Genomic DNA, 16926 nt, shown 5'->3' with positions numbered 1-16926 from the left:
GAGTCGCGGCCATCCGGCTTTGGTCCCTGACGTCTCCGGCCCTTGGCGGACCTGCGCGCTCCGCTTGCCGGCGTTGTGGCGTAGTGGTGGGCGGTCTTGCTGTTTCCCTTCACGGTAGAACGGCGTTCTCGCCGTCAAGGGCTGCGCGTGCCTGCACGCTTGCGGCCTGGCCATCTTCGCCCCCTGACTGCTTGCGCTGCGCCGTGAGGGCGCTGGTTCCGGGCAATGCAGCACAATCATGTCGCACTTTTCCTCTCCTTCCGAGTCCTCGCTGTTGGTGCGCGACGCACGCGGTCGTTATCTGCCGGCGACGGCGGACCAGATTCTACCGGCGGCTCGCTAGTGGGCAGTTTGGCTGCTGGCGATAGTCAGTTTCGCTGGCGAAGCTGGTTAATTGCCGTGGTGAAGGAGGGCAGGGCCGGCGTTTTGCCCTTTCTGGCGTTCGCGCCAGGCGTTACCGCAAACAACCAGCACTAGAAACCTCACCCCCTTTTTCTTCACCTGACCGCCGCGCCGTAGGCGCCCTAAGGGCTGCGGCCGCGGCCGGCCAGTGCCGGAAGCACAGGAAGAGGCGCGTTTGCGTCGGGGCGTGGACAGGGCAGCTTGGTGCGCCCTGACGGGCTTCCAAGCTACGCCTGCGCCGATAGTGACCGCTCGGCTGGCTACGTCAGCCTGCGCGGCCTACGTCGCGCGTGTGCGCGTCCACGCGGGACGCGGGCCGAGTTGGCCCGCTTTGTCCCCCACCGGCGAAGCCGGCGGCTCCCCCTGTCGCCTCTGCCGTGGCTTCCCGTGTCAAGGGCCGGTCGCCGACCCGGGTTGTCGCCTGCGGCTCCTGCCCGCGCCAGTCGGCTTCCTACGCGCCCTGCGGGCACGTCCCTTGACACCGCCACGGCGCCGGCAGGCCCGGTTCCCGTTCGAAAGCTGACGCGCCCGTACCGGGCGCTGCGCTTTCGGCGCTACCGAACCCAAAGGGAAAACGTGATGACTACTCGCAAACCGTATGCCGATGATTCGCTGCTGGGCCGCTTGAGCGATCGGGGCGTGAATGCTTTGTCCGATGTGGAACTGCTGGCCGTGGTCGCCGGCGCTCCCCACGCAACACAGGTGGACGCGTTCCGCCGCATGGTGTGCGAGGCGGGCAGCCTGCAGGCCGTGGTGTATGGGGAGGCGGGCATGAGTGAAGCACAACGCGCACGCGTGGCAGCGGCGCTGGAGTTGTCCCGGCGGTGCCTGTATGAAGCACTGGCACAGCGGCCGAGTCTGGGCAACCCTCGCGACAGTGGCGATTACCTGCGCGCGCGCCTGCGCCACCTGCCGTATGAAGTTTTCGCGTGTCTGTTTTTGGACAACCGGCACCGCGTGCTGGCGTTTGCCGAGTTGTTTCGCGGCACCATCGATGGCGCCAGCGTGCACCCGCGCGAAGTGGTGCGCGAAGCCCTCAAAGTCAACGCGGCCGCTGTGATATTCAGCCATAACCACCCCTCGGGCGTGGCCGAACCCAGCGCCGCCGATCGCGCCATTACCCACGAACTGCGCGATGCGTTGCAGCTGGTTGGCGTGCGCGTGCTCGATCATCTGGTGATCGGCAGCGGCGAGCCGGTGTCGATGGCCGCCCGTGGACTGATGTAGTTCGTTGATCCTTGCCCCGCGGCCGCGTGCATGGCCGCGCGGCCGGCGTGGCGCAGCACGCCGGCCGGAGTGATAACGTCATTTTCATACTCAAGGAGCGCGGCATGAATGCCACGGCTCGCGTCAGCTAACCTGCGGGGGGATTACCACAGGACGAGCTGGTGCGGCTGCTTGCGGTGTGCGTGGCAGCTACGGTGGACGTGGTGACGCCACGTGCCGCACAACACCAACCCGGCACGGAACTAGCGCAGGCCGTCGGGCTGGACATGGCCACATGGTGGAAGCCGACCGCAGACGGCTATTTCCGCCATGTCTCCAAGGCCATGCTCTTGGAAGCGGTGGCACAGTTCGCGCCGGAACACGTCAACCGGCTGGCGAAGCTCAAGAAGGCCGACATTGCCAGCGAAGCCGAACGGCTGGTCGAGAGCACTGGCTGGATGCCGGCCGTGTTCGAGACCGGACACGACACGGAGCCGCAGGAAGGCGCGCAGGGAACGGCGAACGAAGCGGATGCGCCGGAAGAGGCCACCGAGGAGGAGGCAGCCCACGCGCTGGCCGCATGAGATAGCCGCATGGCCCCGGCGCAGTGCGCCGGGGCTTCCTCTCAAAACCGGGCGCGGCAGGTCTGCCGCGCCCGGTTTCAACATCCAAGGCAAAAATCGCCTCGTGGCCGCCCTCGACCGGGCGGCGACGAGGCGGCACGCACATGCCTTGTGCGTGGTACGGCAATCGGTTGCCCGCTGAGGCGGGCAACCTTTTGATGGCGCCCCGCCGCAATGGGCGGGCAGGGGGGGGCTACGCCCCGACTTGCTGCGGCAGGTTGTGTGAAAGCGTGCCGTCTTCGACGCTGACGGTTCGTTGTCCGCACGTCATGAAGGACGGATCACCGACACGCCGCTCGGCCTTGCCAAGGAGCTTCCACACCACGCCCCAACCACGTTGCCGCAAGCTGTGGCACGTTCTCACTCGTCGTTGGGGTGTTGACCTTGTCCGCGTCAGGGAACGAGCCGGTGAAGCCGTCCCGCGGCGATGCCGAGTCAGCCACGGCTCCTTTCGGGGGAGATCGGCCCATGCGTCCTTTTGCTGTTGTGCATCCTGGCGGGGGCGCGGCTGCGCCTCGGGCTTCATGGCCGCAACCGTCGGCGCAAACAATTTCCCCTCCGCTATGCGGATTCCTCGCGCAGCAAATTCTTTGCGCCTCCCGGTCCTCCACTGCGTTTCGGCCGCAAGCGGTGCAGCCCGCCCGGCCCCTGCTGATCGGATCACAACAAGGACGCGATAGGCGCGACCTTGGTTAACCCGAAAGGAGAAAGCATCATGGCCAACATCGGCACCTTCACCGCTCAGAACGACGGCTTCACCGGCACGGTCCGCACCCTGACGCTCAACGTCAAGGTCAAGTTCGTCCCCAACGACAAGGGCAGCGAGAACGCCCCCGACTTCCGCATCCAGGCGGCCGGCGGCTACGACATCGGCGCGGCGTGGAAGAAAATCAGCCAGGCCGAACGGCCCTACCTGTCCGTGACCCTCGACGACCCTTCGTTCCCGGCGACGATCTACGCCCGGCTGATCGAGGAAGACAACGGCACGCACAACCTGATCTGGTCGCGCAGCAAGCCGGCGGCCTGACGGTCGCCCACAGCGTCCCGCCCCTCGCGGCGGGGCGCTGTCTCACGCTTCCATGTGTTCATCAAGTAGCGCATCACGCCGCAGCAGGAGGCAAATCGTTCAATCGAGCACGTTCGACAATCATCCGCGCGGCTTCCAGTGGGGTGCATTCCAGATCAACATAGCCATCAATCGAGAACGTGCCGCTTATATCGGCGTGATCGAAGCGCATGAACATGATCGCGTGATCATTTTTATTCTTGATGATGTTGCGGATCGCACGCCATTCCAGCCCACACCATTCCTTGCTCTCGTACTCTGCGCAGAGAAAAACGACGACCAGGTCCGAGTTGTTGAGATAGATGCGCTGTAGCAAAGTATCCAGGTTGGGACGGGCAAGCTGGGCGGTGAAGTCCTTATCGTAAAAAACTGCATCGCGCCCCAGCCTCTTCTTTACTTCCGCAGCCACCGCAGCAACGTATTCTCGCTTTTCACCAGGGAAAGACAGGGCAACCCGGAATCGCATCTCTTCGACCCGACCGGGGGGCCGTCCTTCACCCACGTAGCTCGAATCGACAAGACCAACGGAGGCAAGCAGTTCAAAGAGGTCCTCGTCTTTCACTGCCCAATGGGTGCGCGACATCTCCCACCCTTGGATATCCAGCTTGATCGCCAATGGCTTTAGCTGGGAGAACGAAAAAGCCGGGATGCTTTCATCGAACTCGTACTCGATGAGAATGCTGCGGCCGCGCTCCCTGATTGTCCGGATATATCCAACTCGCACAATCTCGTCATCGCCCTCGTAGGTGAAGAGGGTCGGCAGAGATTTCAACTCTTCAAGCGCATTCGCATCGAGCTTGGCAAACTTCGCCTTCAGGCTGTCTGTGGTGTATTCCAGGAATCGCGTTCGATCATATTCGTATGCGGATAAGTCCCATGCGCCTTCCGCAGCCGTAACAAGCAAGTTATACATGGCATCAACGTTTCGTAGTTACGGACGCAGCGATCGACGCGCCGACAGGTTCATTCGTTGTCTTCTTTGGTGATTCCCCGCAGCTCTTGCCTCACCTGAGCCCATAGTTGATCGGCCTTGCGCGTGCTGTCGCCGGCATAGGCCAGCGTCAGCAGCGTGAGCGGGTGAATCTCCATGACTTCGCACAACTCGGCCAGCTTGTTTAGGGTCGGGCTCTTCAGGTCGCGCTCCAGCGTACTCAGATAGGTGCGGCTCGACACGTCGGAGAACGCTTCCTGACTCAAGCCGCGCGCTTTCCTGACCGTCTTCAATGCCGCCGCCAATGCGAGTTTCGCTGCCACCTATGGTTCCTCTTAAAAACCAAGATGACAACTGATTGCGCTCTATAGAGCTACAATCTATAGTGTTCATTTCATCATGATGCCTTCCGTATCCGTGTCTTTGCGGATTTGCGCATCTACGGATGACGCCAAAGCCGGAGAGCCGCGTCCGTGTCTTCCCTACATTCCACGATGCCGCTTTTGCGCTTTCGTACCTGTACAGATGAACTGGCTTGCACATCCGCGCTTTCGCACGAAAGCACGATGCCGGATCGGCGGATATGTCCAGCGGCGGGAAGTTGCACCCGTGCATGCGCGGTTTGGTGCGGTTCCGAACTGGCATTGACACAGCGTGGTCGATACGCCGATGGAGCGTATCCTTGCATGGGCCGTAGCCATGAATCCCCTCATCACTGACGGCGAACGCGCACAACTGCTGGCCAACGGTCAGTCCCGCGCCGCCGCGCGGGACTTCGATCCTCTGCCGGTCGTCAAGCTGTTCACGCCGGACGCGCACGCGACCTGGCTGCTGGCCGCGCTCGATCCCGTTGATGGCGATACGGCCTGGGGCCTGTGCGATGTCGGCATTGGCATGCCCGAGCTGGGCACAGTGCGGCTATCAGACCTCGCGTCCATCATCGGCCCGTTGGATCGGCCGATTCTGCGTGATCGGTATTTTCAACCTACGCGCACGCTGTCGGCATACGCACGGCTGGCCCGCCTCAACGGGTCGATCCTTGACTGATCGACCGCGGTGCGCGTGATCCAGGCCCCGGCAAGCCGGGCGCATTGTGTCTATTTAGGTCCGGCTCCAGATCGAGTCGGAATCAATCGCGATTGCTGCGCCGTTGTGGTGCAGACCAGACCGAAAGAGTCGCTATCGCACGCTCGATCTTGTGCACCGTGTCCGGTGCGGCGCGCGAAAAACAACACGCGCCGCCGTCGCACCCGGACGAGCCACGTAACACGCCGGAGCCAAACGGTCTTGATTTTCTCAGAGTCTCGCCTATCGACATGATGCTTTGGCGATAGCGCGCTGGTTTACGGATGCCCGTGGCGATGTCCTGCCGATCGACAGGAGTCCGCACCATGACCGATTCGCATGAAGCCTGGCATCCCAGCGCCGCCTATCTGTACGTGCTGCACCTGGACGGCCCGACACTCGCTTGGGAATACCTGCGGCGCCATCCCGACTACCGTCGCGACTGGCGGCGTCACCATCGCTGCGGCGATGCCGTAGCACGTCGCTGGGGCTTGCATGGGCTGGAGAACCCCGCCCTGGATGCGCGCGACGCGCATCCAGCTTGGTGTCCTGAGCCGATCGGTGTCGTGCAGCTCCACCCCGACCTCGCGTCGACGCCCGATGCGACACCATTCGATCTCTGGCGCATGGTCGGTCACAAGCACCTGTTTCATGATGGTCAGCACTTGGCACTGACCGTCTGGGTGCCGGGCCGATGGCAGCGCTTTGCACTCGCGCCTGCTCTGGCGCATGGCATGCCCTATGTGCGTGCCGTTCACTCCAATGATCCCGAAATATCATTTCCTGCGGACGAGCATGCGCCGTGGGCCTGGTGCGTGCCCCGGCCTGGCCGCGCCACACTGTTGGAGGCGCACACCTTGCAGGCGTTGGATGGCACGCTGGCGGGTGCCACGCTGCGTGAGATGGCCGAGGTGCTGTACGGACTGGCGGCTGTCGCGGCCGACTGGCACGCCGACAGCGCGTTGCGCGCCCGCGTGCGTCGGCTGGCACAGCGCGGCACCGTGCTGATGCGCGGCGGTTACCGCCGCTTACTCCAGCACGCGCCCGCCGTACAGGGACGTTTGTACCGTCCCGCAAAACGTCCCTGAGCAAGCCGCCTATCTTTCCCGAGACTGCCTCCATCTGGCCGCGCCATGGCGGCCGGTGCTCTCAACCGATGGAGGCTCACCCCATGCGATCCGCTCTTGTGCGGCCCTATGCCGCCCACACCGCCGCACCACAACCCGCTGTGACCGCCCAGCCGCCGCGCTACCTGACCAACGACGAAGCCGCCGACTACCTACGGCTGTCGCCGCGCACGCTGGAAAAACAGCGCGTGATCGGTGGCGGGCCACGTTTTCGCAAGTTCGGCCGGCGCGTCATGTACGCCGTCGCCGACCTCGATGCCTGGGCCGATGCGCGCAGCTTCGAGGCCACGTCCGATCCCGAGTACGCCGAGCGGCACTCGGCCGATAGCCGTGTGCGCTGACCGGCGGCGCGCGGGCGGTCAGCGCCATGTCCCGACCGGTACGCGAACAGCTTGCGCTGTTCCGCGCGTTGCCGGGCGACATGGCACCGCGCGACAGCCAGGACCTGATGGCGTTTCCGTTCTTCTCACTGGCGAAGTCGCGGCGCACCGCGCCGATCGACTTCCGCTCCGGTGGCGTGACCGTGCGCGTGGAAGGGACGGCCGAGCACGGCATCGCCACGATCTGGGACGCGGACATCCTGATCTGGGCCGCGAGCCAGATCGTCGAAGCACGCGACGCCGGCATCCCGACCTCGCGGCTGATGCAGGCCACGCCCTACGAGATCTTGCGCTTCATCGGGCGCGGCACGTCGCTGCGCGACTATCAGCGCCTCAAGGCCGCGCTGGATCGCCTGCAATCGACCACGGTGGCAACCTCGATCCGCGAGACGACCAGACGGCGTCTGCATCGCTTCTCGTGGATCAACGAATGGAAGGAGCGCGCGAACGCCAAGGGTGTGCCGCTCGGTCTCGAACTGATCCTGCCGGATTGGTTCTACGCCGGCGTGCTCGACGCCGCCTTGGTACTGACCATCGACCCGGCGTACTTCCGGCTCACCGGCGGCATCGAACGCTGGCTGTATCGTCTCGTGCGCAAACACGGTGGACGCCAGGCCGGCGGCTGGCAGTTCGACTTCGCGTACCTGCATCGCAAGTCCGGCAGCATGGCCCGGTTCTACGACTTCGCCGCCGACCTGCGTGCGCTGGTGGCGAAACAATCCTTACCCGGCTACGTGCTGGGCATCGAGTGGATGTCCGACCGCAAAGCGGAGCTGCTGACCTTTCGGCCCGTGCCGTACACGGCACGGGGATAACTCGGGAACAAGCGGTGAATGGCCTCGTGCTATCAGGCAACCAAAGTATCGTGCTATCAGGCAACACATCCTCGTGCTATCAGGCAACAAAATCGGCCGCAAACCCAATCGCCACGCGAGTTTTCGCGACCTCTAACCTACCTAACCTAAAAACACTAACAGGTAGTAGAGCTACGCCGTTGCAGTGGACAACTGCCGAAACGCAAAAGCAACGGCCCAAGCAGTCGCGTTTTGCAGGTCGATCAACGAGTCGTTTTCCATCATGGAGAACCGTCCCATGATCGTCGCTCTGCTCAACCAGAAAGGCGGCGTGGGCAAGACCACGCTCGCCACGCACATTGCCGGCGAACTGGCGCTGCGCGGTCAGCAGGTCATCCTGCTCGATGCCGATCCGCAGGGCTCCGCACTTGACTGGACGCAGCGCCGCAGCCAGCAGGGTCTGCCGCGGTTGTTCAGCGCCGTGGGCCTCGCACGCGAGACGCTGCACCAGGAAGCACCGGAGCTGGCACGCCGTAGCGATTACATCGTCATCGACGGGCCGCCGCGCATCGCCGCGCTGGCGCGCTCGGCGCTGCTGGCAGCCGATTGTGTGCTGGTTCCGGTGCAACCCAGTCCCTACGACCTGTGGGCGAGTGCCGAGATGGTGGCGCTGATCCGCGAGGCGCAGGTGTTCCGGCCGGCGCTGCATGCGGCCTTCGTCATCAACCGACGCGTCAGCACCACCGTCATCGGTCGCGAGGCGCGCAGTGCGCTTGCAGAACAGCCGCTGCCATCGCTGCAATCGGAAATCCGTCAGCGCATCGTCTTCGCCGACAGCGTGGCGGCCGGTCAGCTTGCGCGCGAGCTGGCGCCCGACAGCGCCGCCGCACGCGAGATCACGGCGCTCACCGACGAACTGCTGCGGTGGTCGTCATGAACCATGCGCGCAGCAAGCGCATCGCCATCGGCGCACGTCCGCCAACGAATCCGCATGCCGAGGCGTGGATTCGCCAAGGCGACGGCGCCGACCTTCAGAAAGGCGACCTCTACACCGCGCGTCTGACGCTCGACATCACGCCTGCGCTGCGCGCGCGCATCAAGGTCTCGGCCTTCACGCAGGGCGTGACGGTGGCCGACCTGTTGCGCGCGTTGCTGGAGCGCGAGTTCCCGGAGCACACGCCATGAATGCGTCTTCTCAAGCGGCAGCAGTCGCGCCGCCGCCATTCGTAGCGCTCATCGATCACGAGCTATTGACGCGGGTCTCGCTCGCTTACGTCGCGCATCGTTTCAACCTCTACCTGCGCTTCGGTGAACCGGCGTATCACGTGCAACGTGATCGTTGGCGGCGCGTGGCGGCGTTCTGGCCAGCATCGATCTTCTGCCGCATCCGCTGGGAGGCCAACGACTACGGCACGGTGCGCTGGCAGCTCATGGTGATGCAGGCATGTACGTCGATGGATGCCGCGCAGCGCATCCCCGGTGTGTGGCCGGGCGCATGCCTGCTACTGCACGCCGAAGGTGAACGCATGGTTCGCCTCGTGTTGCCGCTCATCGACGCCATCGACGCATTGGGCATCGCGCCGGTCGACGTATCGCCCGCTTACTGGCGCATGCTAAGCAACCGGCTCGTTGCGCATGAGCCGTTGCCAGTTTACACCGCAGAGCGGCACGCCGCGTGGCTGGCGGGGAGGGCGTTGTCATGACGGTCATTCCCACCACCGACGCGGTGCCGCGTCGTCGCCCGCGCGAGCACGCTCGCCTCGTCGTGGCGACACTGGCCGCCGTCGGCTTCGCTGCGCTGGCCTGGGCGTCCTTCGTGTCGCCGGTGCCGCATCTGGTGTACAACCCGTCCGACAGCGTGGCGGTCGGTTGGTATCGTGTTGATCCGCTCGCACGCCATGCCAGCTCGCTGCCGTCTCCGATGCACGTCGGCAGCATCGTACTGGTTCCGTTGCCGGCCGACGTCACCGCACTGGCCGCGCGGCGCGGCTACCTGCCATTGCGCATCCCGCTGCTCAAGCCGGTCGCTGCCGTCGCGCCACAACAGGTGTGCACCACCGGGGGCAGCGTGCGCATCGACGGCGTGCCGGTGGCCGCCGTGTTGCGCACCGATGGGATGGGCCGATCGCTGCATGCCTGGTCGTCCTGCCGGCGTCTTCACCCTGGCGAACTGTTCCTGCTCAGTACGACCAATCCGGCGTCGTTCGACAGCCGGTATTTCGGGCCGGTACGCGCCGACACCGTGCTCGGCGTGGCGCATCCGGTCTGGCTGGAGAAGAGGCCATGATGCCGATCGACGTCGTGCATGTGGACCTGCGTTGTGCCGTGTCGCCGCAGCGTCGCCGTGCATGCAGCGCGAGCGCATCCGCGCCGCGCTTTGCCCGGTATCCGTTGCGACATGCTGAAGTGGTTTCCATCGTGCAGACGGCTTGCCCCGAGCGCGTTATGCCGATGGCATGGCAGGCACTCGCCGGTGTGCAGGCTGCGCATCGCGCAGCGCTGCCGGGGCATCGCATCCCCGTGCCGTCAGGTCGGGGAAAGATGCAGGGCAAGATTGAAGGGTGCGGCACCACGGTGCGCACAAAGCCTGTCTGCACATGGGGGTGGCGCGGCACGCGCCGGTACGCGGCACCGTGCCGCGAACCGCCGCAAGGTCAGGAGGGCGCAGGAGGCATCGCGTGCCTGCCACCCGCGGACGCGATGGCCTTGGATGGAGCTTGCCGATGAGCCGACGCAGCCGCTCGGACAGCGACGACAGTTTCCGCCTCCGTCCCGGCGCGCCGAAGCAACGCGGCGATACCTTCGTCGCCCAGGTCTTGCGCCAGGCGAGCAAGGCCGCCAACACCACCGGCGGCCGGCGCGGCAAGACCCCCGGCTCTCGACTGGGGCGCGGCTATGTGGCGGCGCGCTTCACCGGGCAGTCGCTGTCCGCACAATCGCGGCGTGCCACCGTCAAGGTGCGGTTGGTGTACCTGAAGCAGGCCGGCGCGCGCTCGACCGTCACGCACCTGCGCTACATCGAGCGCGAGGGCGTGGGCCGCGACGGTGAGCCGGGCAGGGCATACAGCACGGCGACCGACGAAGCCGACCTGACCGCATTCGAGGAACGCGGACACGGCGACCGCCACCAGTTCCGCTTCATCGTGTCACCCGAAGACGGCGCCGAGCTGGGTGACCTGCGTACCTACACGGGCCACCTGATGGCCCGCATGGAAGCCGACTTGGGTACGCGGCTGGACTGGGTAGCCGTCGATCACTGGAACACCGACAACCCACACACCCACATCATCCTGCGCGGTAAGGACAACACCGGCCACGATCTCATCATCGCGCAGGCGTACCTGACCCGCGGTCTGCGCGAACGCGCTGCCGAACTCGCCACCGAATGGCTGGGACCGCGTACCGAACAGGAGATCCAGCGCACGCTCGTGCGCGAGGTCGAACAGGAACGCTGGACTAGCCTGGACCGCACCTTGCAGCGCGAAGCCGTCAATGGCCAGGTGCGTACCGAACGCCTCAACGAGCCGCGACTGCACCGCCAGCGCGAGGTGTTGATCGGCCGCCTGCAACACTTGCAGTGCATGGGGCTGGCGAGCGAATCGCAAGCTGGCGCGTGGGTGATTCACATCGAGGCCGAGCCGACCCTGCGGGCGATGGGCGAGCGCGGCGACATCATCCGCACCATGCAGCGGGCGATGGGTGGCGCGCAGCGCGAGCTGGCCGTGTTCCAGTCCGGCGAGAGTGGCCGTGCCATCGTCGGCCGGGTCGCCGCCAAAGGGTTGGCCGACGAACTGTACGACAAGGGGTATCTGGTCGTGGATGGCACGGAGGGCAAGGCGCACTACGTGGCACTTCCGCCGAAAACCGAACTGGAGCAGTACCCGACCGGTAGCGTCGTCGAGATCAAGGGTGCCGCCGGCGCACGCGCGTCGGACAAAACCATCGCTGCGCTGGCCGTCGATGGTTTCTATCGCACCGACCAGCATCTAGCCATCGCCCAAGGCCAGGCCACGCCCGCCCGCGATCCCTACGAAGTGGTCGCCGCGCACGTGCGCCGACTCGAAGCCCTGCGCCGAGCCGGCATCGTGGAGCGTGTGACCGAGGGACTATGGAAGGTGCCGGACGATCTGTCCGAACGGGGTCGCCGGTATGACAGCCAGCGCCTGGGCGGTGGCGTCGCGGTCGAACTGAAGTCACACCTGTCCATTGAACGACAGGTCCGCGTGATCGGTGCTACCTGGCTGGACCAGCAGTTGGTTGGTGGCGGCACGGGGTTGGGCGACGTGGGCTTTGGCGGAGAGGTAAAGGACACGCTGCGCCAACGCACCGACTTCCTGGTAGAACAGGGGTTAGCTGAACGGCGCGGGCAGCGAGTGATTCTTGCGCGCAACCTACTGGCGACGCTGCGCAGTCGTGAGTTGGCGAAGACCGCGCGTGACATTGCGGCCGAAACCGGCCTGGAGTATCGGGCGGTGACCGACGGGCAGCGTGTGGCCGGTATCTACCGGCGCAGCGTGCTGCTGGCCAGCGGGCGCTACGCCATGCTGGATGACGGCGTGGAATTTAGTCTGGTTCCGTGGAAGCCGGTTATCGAACAGCGAATGGGGCAGCAGATTGCAGTAACGGTTCGCGGCTCGAACTCGAGTTGGGAGATTGGTCGAATGCGAGGCCCTACGGTTGGATAGCCACACGCTCGCTGGCCGACTTCGATGCGGATAGCGATGGATATCGCCACGCTCGCGCTGCGATAGGTCTGTATGTGCTGGAACGGCTGATCACCGGACTGATCCAGCGTGGGCAGTTCAATGGAGAGGGCAGACCTACACCGGGTTGGTCGTCTGCACTCGGTCCAAAGCGCACCACTGCATGTCCAACGCCATTCGGATTCCTATGGGCTGCCTGCCTCGAACGGGAAACACGTTGCCCGCCCCGTCGTCAGAGCCCATTGCGATACATGTCGCGTTGCTCATTCGCTGCAGCGAGCAGCCATGTACGAAATTCCGCCAATGCGGGATCGTGCGCGTGGGCCGGGCGGTACGCCAGATACCAGCTCTCATATTTCTTTCCGGTGGAATGAAAAGGGGCGACCAGCCGGCCCGATCTGAGTGCATCGCTGACGTAGGGAAGCTGGGCTACGGCGACGCCCACGCTGTCCAGCACTGCCTGCATAGCCATAGCCGAGCTCTCGAAGGTCACTTCCGTTTTTGGCTTGAGCGGTGCACGTAACCCTGCGGCCTTGAACCACCATGCCCACTGCTCACGCAGATGCGCGACCACGATCAGGGTGGCTTGACGCAGATCGCGTGGTTGATGCAAACCCTTCGCCAAAGCGGGGGTACAGACCGGCACCAGGGTCGAAGGAAACAACTCCTTTGAAATGTAGCCGGGCCAATCGCCGGAGCCGCGGCGCACGGTGCAGGTCCAGTCGTCACGCATTGGATTCATGAGACCGCCCGTTGCCACGCGGACCTCGATCTGCGGGTGATCATGGTTGAAACCGGCCAGCCGCGGGATCAGCCAATGCAACGCCAATGCGGGAGCGACACCCACCGTGAGCACTGGACCGGCGCGCATGGCCGAAACCTGTGCGACCAGCCGCGTGATCGCCTCAAAGGCGTCGGTCAACCCGGGCTGCAGTGCGCGTCCTTGCGGCGTGAGTTCGAGTCCGTTTGCGCGGCGATGGAATAGCGGGAAGCCGAGGCGGCGTTCCAGCAGACGCACGCTCTGGCTCACTGCGGCCTGCGTGACATGCAGGTCGCTGGCGGCCGAGGTGAAGCTGCCGCAGCGGGCTGCCGTTTCGAAAGCACGCAGCCCATTCAGGAAGGGAAGAGGTACTGTCATGACGGTAGCCCAAGAAAAACTTTCGCGATAGCAAGGATTAGTCGTTGGTCACGCGCGGCGCTTGTGCTCGAAGATAGCGCCATTGCACCGCTTTGCCACGCAACCCTATCTCCTTTCAAGTTGGCCTGTCGAATGACATACCCCAAGCTTGGCTTTGCCTGCTTTTCTGCTGCCCCCGCCTTGATTGCCGAAGCTAAGGGTGACCGTGGGCCCGGGCATGCCTGGCGCGTTGCTGACGCCGCGGTGACTTTCTCCTGGTGTGAATCGACCCGGTGAATTTGTCCGCGCCGTTCATCGCGCGGCCGGTCGCCACTGCCCTGCTCACGGCAGCGCTGGCTTTGGCGGGCATCGTCGCGTTTCCACTGTTGCCGGTCGCGCCGTTGCCGCAGATCGACGCTCCAACCATCCAGGTCACGGCGACCCTGGCGGGCGCCAGCGCGCAAACCATGGCGTCGTCGGTGGCCACGCCATTGGAGCGGCAGTTGGGGCAGATCGCCGGGGTCAGCGATATGACCTCCTTCAGCGCGATGGGTGCGACCTCGGTCACCATCCAGTTCGAGCTGGATCGCAACATCGATGCGGCGGCGCAGGACGTGCAGGCAGCGATCACGACGGCTGGCAAAGACTTGCCGCGGGAGATGACTACGCCGCCAACCTACAAGAAGTTGAACCCGACAGATGCGCCGATCCTGGTGCTGGCGGCGAGTTCCGACGCGCTTCCGCTGACCGCTGTCTCGGACGCCGTCGACAATTTCCTGGCGCGCAAGATTTCACAGGTACCGGGCGTGGCCCAGGTTTCACTCGGGGGCGAACAGCAGCCTTCGATCCGGGTGCAAGCCGACCCCGGCCGGCTCGCGGCAGTCGGCTTGACGCTTGAGCAAGTGCGCACCGCGCTGGTCGCGGCCACCACAGACGCAGCGAAAGGCACGATCGACACACCCACGACGAGTTTTGCGATCGCCGCAAACGATCAGATCGTCCAGGCACAACCGTTCGAGGATGTCGTGCTTGCCTACAAGCATGGCGCGCCCATACGGGTGCGCGATATCGGACGGGCCGTCGCCGCAGCCGCCGATCGCAACGCGGCGGCGTACTACAACAATCAGCCGGCCATCCTGCTCACGGTATACAAGCAACCCGACGCCAACGTCATCGCCACGGTCGAGCGCATCAAGTCGGAACTTCCCCAACTGGTCTCTGATATCCCCCGCGCCATCACCATCGATACGGTCCTAGACCGTACTGTCACCATCCGCGCCGCAGTACACGATGTCGAATTTACCCTGGTGTTGGGGGTCATCCTGGCGGTACTGGTGGTGCTGCTGTTCCTGCGCAACCTGTGGGCGACCCTGGTGCCGGGCATCACCATCGTGCTCTCGCTGCTCGGTGCGTTCGCGGCGATGTGGCTGTTCGGGTTCAGTCTCGACAACCTGTCGTTGATGGCCTTGACGCTGGGCATCGGCTTCGTGATCGACGATGCGATCGTGATGGTGGAAAACATCCAGCGCCATGTCGAGAGCGGCATGCCGCCGATGCAGGCAGCGCTCGAAGGTTCACGCGAGATTGCCTTCACCGTGTTTTCGATCAGCCTGTCGATGCTCGCCGTGTTCGTTCCGCTGTTGTTGATGGGCGGGATCGTTGGCCGTCTGTTCCAGGAGTTTTCCTTGACCATGATGGCGTCGATAGTGGTGTCTATGCTGGTGTCGTTGACCCTGGCACCGATGCTGTGCTCGCGCTTCATGCGCCGCGGGAGTGACCGGCATGGCCGCTGGCATGACCGGATCGAGGCCGCATTCGATGCACTCCTGGATGGTTATCGGCGCACGCTGGACAGCGTGCTGCGCCATCCGGCCATCACCCTGGGTGTGCTTCTTGCCACGGTCGCATCGGCATTGGCGCTGGCCATCTGGATTCCCAAGGGCTTCTTTCCGATCCAGGACACCGGATTGATCCAAGGGTTGGCCGAGGCGGCGCAAGGCACTTCACCCGCGGAAATGCGACGTCTGGAGCACGAGCTCGACACGGTGGTGTTGCGCGACCCCGATGTGGCGGGCGTGGCTTCCTGGACCGGCACGACGGGCGGCAGTGGTTATGCGCAGACAGCGAACACGGCGCGCTACTTCGTCGTGTTGAAGCCGCTTGCACAGCGCAAGCTGTCTGCCACGGAAATCATTCGCCGACTGAAGCCACGTGTCGGCGCCGTTGCCGGTGTCGACTTGAAGTTGACCGCGGCGCAGGACATCACGACAGGCGGCCGCAATGCACGCGGCGACTTCGAGTACACGCTGCGCGGCGCGGATGTCGACGAGCTCGATGGGTGGTCGCAGAAAATGCTGGCAAAGATGCGCACGTTGCCGCAATTGACCGATGTGGCGAGCGACCTGCAGTCTAGTGCGCCACAACTCACGCTGCATATCGAGCGCACGGTGGCCGCACAGTTCGGCATTTCACCGCAAACGATCGACGACACGCTGAATGACGCCTATGGCCAACGCCAGATCACCCAATACTTCACTCAGGTCAGCACCTATCCCCTGATCCTCGAGGTCACGCCCGACTTGCAGCACAAGCTCGCGTCGCTCGATAGGCTGTATGTCCAATCGCCCCTCACCAGTGCCGTGGTGCCGTTGTCGGTAATGATGCGAGTGGACTCCAGCAAAGTGGGCCCGCTGTCAGTGATCCATCAAGGATCGTTTCCCGCCGTCACGCTGTCGTTCAATCTGCCGCCTGGGGTGGCGCTGGGCGAAGCGGTCACCGCGATCCAGCAGGCCGCGGCAGCAATCGACATGCCCGACGGGGTGCACGGGGCCTTTGAGGGTAACGCCAAGGCGTTCCAGTCCTCATTGGCGAACATGCCGTGGCTGGTGCTGGGTGCGTTGGTGCTGATCTACATCGTTCTGGGAATACTGTACGAAAGTTTCATTCACCCGTTGACGATACTGTCGACGTTGCCCTCTGCCGGTGTCGGCGCGCTGGCCATACTCTGGATCATGCACATGGGCCTGACCGTCATCGGCATAATCGGCATCATCCTGCTGATCGGCATCGTCAAGAAAAACGGCATCCTGCTGGTCGACTTCGCCGTGGTGGCCATGCGCGAACGCGGTCTTTCGGCGGTGGAGGCCGCGCGTGAAGCGTGCCTGCTTCGCTTCAGGCCGATTCTGATGACGACCGTGGCCGCCATGCTGGTCGCAGCCCCACTGGCGTTTGGCCGCGGCGTCGGCTCCGAACTGCGCCAGCCACTCGGCTACGCGATGCTTGCCGGCTTGTTGCTGAGTCAGTTGCTGACGCTGTACACCACACCAGTCATCTTCATTTACATGGAGCGCCTGCGAAGCTGGTCGGCGCGCCGGGTCTTGCCGACGCTGCGGGCTCAATCGTGACGAGCACGGACGGCTGCCTGTCTCATGGGTACTTCCCAAGCCACCCATTGCGAACGTGTGTTGGCTCTTGGCCGACAAGGGCCGGTCGATCCGTGAGCTATCAAAGCC

The 16926-nt window shown here is 64.4% G+C and carries 17 protein-coding genes; 14 read left to right on the top strand and 3 right to left on the bottom strand.

Annotation, left to right across the window (positions count from 1 at the left end; translation table 11 throughout):
* The first annotated feature begins 981 nt into the window (after nucleotides 1–981).
* From radC to AC3WP6_RS09765, 3 genes are all read left to right on the top strand, one after another.
* Nucleotides 982–1629, top strand: a complete 648-nt coding sequence (gene radC, locus AC3WP6_RS09775; protein WP_492627528.1) for a RadC family protein — start codon at nucleotides 982–984, stop codon at nucleotides 1627–1629.
* Between the two features lie 161 nt (nucleotides 1630–1790).
* The gene (locus AC3WP6_RS09770; RefSeq protein WP_492627527.1) at nucleotides 1791–2192 is read left to right on the top strand and encodes a hypothetical protein; all 402 of its coding nucleotides are present in this window, start codon (nucleotides 1791–1793) and stop codon (nucleotides 2190–2192) included.
* Between the two features lie 754 nt (nucleotides 2193–2946).
* Nucleotides 2947–3258, top strand: coding sequence for a DUF736 domain-containing protein (locus tag AC3WP6_RS09765; RefSeq protein WP_492627526.1), 312 nt, complete (start codon nucleotides 2947–2949; stop codon nucleotides 3256–3258).
* 73 nt (nucleotides 3259–3331) lie between these two features.
* On the opposite strand, the gene AC3WP6_RS09760 is transcribed toward AC3WP6_RS09765, so the two are convergent.
* Nucleotides 3332–4210: a TIR domain-containing protein gene (locus AC3WP6_RS09760; protein WP_155950908.1), complete on the bottom strand. Its 879-nt coding sequence runs from the start codon at nucleotides 4208–4210 to the stop codon at nucleotides 3332–3334.
* Nucleotides 4211–4260: 50 nt separating this feature from the next.
* The gene (locus AC3WP6_RS09755; protein ID WP_081699983.1) at nucleotides 4261–4551 is read right to left on the bottom strand and encodes a helix-turn-helix domain-containing protein; all 291 of its coding nucleotides are present in this window, start codon (nucleotides 4549–4551) and stop codon (nucleotides 4261–4263) included.
* A gap of 376 nt (nucleotides 4552–4927) precedes the next feature.
* On the opposite strand from AC3WP6_RS09755, the gene AC3WP6_RS09750 reads away from it, so the two are divergent.
* The 10 genes from AC3WP6_RS09750 to AC3WP6_RS09705 all read left to right on the top strand — a co-directional run bounded on the left by AC3WP6_RS09750 (nucleotide 4928) and on the right by AC3WP6_RS09705 (nucleotide 12279).
* Nucleotides 4928–5275, top strand: a complete 348-nt coding sequence (locus AC3WP6_RS09750; protein ID WP_492627525.1) for a DUF2958 domain-containing protein — start codon at nucleotides 4928–4930, stop codon at nucleotides 5273–5275.
* A 314-nt stretch (nucleotides 5276–5589) separates the two neighbouring features.
* Nucleotides 5590–6381: a DUF2285 domain-containing protein gene (locus AC3WP6_RS09745; RefSeq protein WP_492628677.1), complete on the top strand. Its 792-nt coding sequence runs from the start codon at nucleotides 5590–5592 to the stop codon at nucleotides 6379–6381.
* 83 nt (nucleotides 6382–6464) lie between these two features.
* Entirely contained in the window at nucleotides 6465–6761 is a 297-nt protein-coding gene (locus AC3WP6_RS09740) for a helix-turn-helix transcriptional regulator (RefSeq protein ID WP_492627524.1), read from the top strand.
* Nucleotides 6762–6787: 26 nt separating this feature from the next.
* A complete protein-coding gene (locus tag AC3WP6_RS09735) occupies nucleotides 6788–7615 on the top strand; it encodes a replication initiator protein A (RefSeq protein ID WP_492627523.1) in 828 nt (275 codons plus the stop codon).
* 277 nt (nucleotides 7616–7892) lie between these two features.
* The gene (gene parA / locus AC3WP6_RS09730; protein ID WP_492627522.1) at nucleotides 7893–8531 is read left to right on the top strand and encodes a ParA family partition ATPase; all 639 of its coding nucleotides are present in this window, start codon (nucleotides 7893–7895) and stop codon (nucleotides 8529–8531) included.
* Entirely contained in the window at nucleotides 8528–8779 is a 252-nt protein-coding gene (locus tag AC3WP6_RS09725) for a chromosome partitioning protein ParB (protein WP_492627521.1), read from the top strand. The genes parA and AC3WP6_RS09725 overlap by 4 nt, the downstream gene beginning before the upstream one ends.
* Nucleotides 8776–9297 (top strand): DUF2840 domain-containing protein, encoded by a 522-nt coding sequence (locus AC3WP6_RS09720; RefSeq protein ID WP_492627520.1) that lies wholly within the window; start codon nucleotides 8776–8778, stop codon nucleotides 9295–9297. The genes AC3WP6_RS09725 and AC3WP6_RS09720 overlap by 4 nt, the downstream gene beginning before the upstream one ends.
* The gene (locus tag AC3WP6_RS09715) at nucleotides 9294–9881 is read left to right on the top strand and encodes a S26 family signal peptidase (protein ID WP_492627519.1); all 588 of its coding nucleotides are present in this window, start codon (nucleotides 9294–9296) and stop codon (nucleotides 9879–9881) included. The genes AC3WP6_RS09720 and AC3WP6_RS09715 overlap by 4 nt, the downstream gene beginning before the upstream one ends.
* Complete coding sequence (locus AC3WP6_RS09710; protein WP_492627518.1) at nucleotides 9878–10321, top strand: hypothetical protein; 444 nt, start codon at nucleotides 9878–9880, stop codon at nucleotides 10319–10321. Before AC3WP6_RS09715 ends, AC3WP6_RS09710 begins: the two co-directional genes overlap by 4 nt.
* Nucleotides 10318–12279, top strand: coding sequence for a DUF3363 domain-containing protein (locus AC3WP6_RS09705; protein ID WP_492627517.1), 1962 nt, complete (start codon nucleotides 10318–10320; stop codon nucleotides 12277–12279). Before AC3WP6_RS09710 ends, AC3WP6_RS09705 begins: the two co-directional genes overlap by 4 nt.
* Before the next feature lie 250 nt (nucleotides 12280–12529).
* Here AC3WP6_RS09705 and AC3WP6_RS09700 read toward each other — a convergent pair whose 3' ends face one another.
* Nucleotides 12530–13435, bottom strand: coding sequence for a LysR substrate-binding domain-containing protein (locus AC3WP6_RS09700; protein ID WP_492627516.1), 906 nt, complete (start codon nucleotides 13433–13435; stop codon nucleotides 12530–12532).
* A gap of 272 nt (nucleotides 13436–13707) precedes the next feature.
* On the opposite strand from AC3WP6_RS09700, the gene AC3WP6_RS09695 reads away from it, so the two are divergent.
* Nucleotides 13708–16818, top strand: coding sequence for an efflux RND transporter permease subunit (locus AC3WP6_RS09695; protein WP_492627515.1), 3111 nt, complete (start codon nucleotides 13708–13710; stop codon nucleotides 16816–16818).
* The last annotated feature ends 108 nt before the right edge of the window (nucleotides 16819–16926 follow it).

The organism is Rhodanobacter sp. FW106-HT46G03 (assembly GCF_058789895.1).
Note: the sequence above shows the minus strand (reverse complement) of the source record. Positions and strands in the feature narration are given on the sequence as shown.

Coding starts and splice junctions, on each gene's coding strand:
- AC3WP6_RS09745 (WP_492628677.1), top strand. CDS start 5,590: ATGTCCTGCCGATCGACAGGAGTCCGCACCATGACCGATTCGCATGAA.
- AC3WP6_RS09705 (WP_492627517.1), top strand. CDS start 10,318: ATGAGCCGACGCAGCCGCTCGGACAGCGACGACAGTTTCCGCCTCCGT.
- AC3WP6_RS09760 (WP_155950908.1), bottom strand. CDS start 4,210: ATGTATAACTTGCTTGTTACGGCTGCGGAAGGCGCATGGGACTTATCC.
- AC3WP6_RS09710 (WP_492627518.1), top strand. CDS start 9,878: ATGATGCCGATCGACGTCGTGCATGTGGACCTGCGTTGTGCCGTGTCG.
- AC3WP6_RS09700 (WP_492627516.1), bottom strand. CDS start 13,435: ATGACAGTACCTCTTCCCTTCCTGAATGGGCTGCGTGCTTTCGAAACG.
- AC3WP6_RS09740 (WP_492627524.1), top strand. CDS start 6,465: ATGCGATCCGCTCTTGTGCGGCCCTATGCCGCCCACACCGCCGCACCA.
- AC3WP6_RS09765 (WP_492627526.1), top strand. CDS start 2,947: ATGGCCAACATCGGCACCTTCACCGCTCAGAACGACGGCTTCACCGGC.
- radC (WP_492627528.1), top strand. CDS start 982: ATGACTACTCGCAAACCGTATGCCGATGATTCGCTGCTGGGCCGCTTG.
- AC3WP6_RS09735 (WP_492627523.1), top strand. CDS start 6,788: ATGTCCCGACCGGTACGCGAACAGCTTGCGCTGTTCCGCGCGTTGCCG.
- AC3WP6_RS09725 (WP_492627521.1), top strand. CDS start 8,528: ATGAACCATGCGCGCAGCAAGCGCATCGCCATCGGCGCACGTCCGCCA.
- AC3WP6_RS09715 (WP_492627519.1), top strand. CDS start 9,294: ATGACGGTCATTCCCACCACCGACGCGGTGCCGCGTCGTCGCCCGCGC.
- parA (WP_492627522.1), top strand. CDS start 7,893: ATGATCGTCGCTCTGCTCAACCAGAAAGGCGGCGTGGGCAAGACCACG.
- AC3WP6_RS09750 (WP_492627525.1), top strand. CDS start 4,928: ATGAATCCCCTCATCACTGACGGCGAACGCGCACAACTGCTGGCCAAC.
- AC3WP6_RS09720 (WP_492627520.1), top strand. CDS start 8,776: ATGAATGCGTCTTCTCAAGCGGCAGCAGTCGCGCCGCCGCCATTCGTA.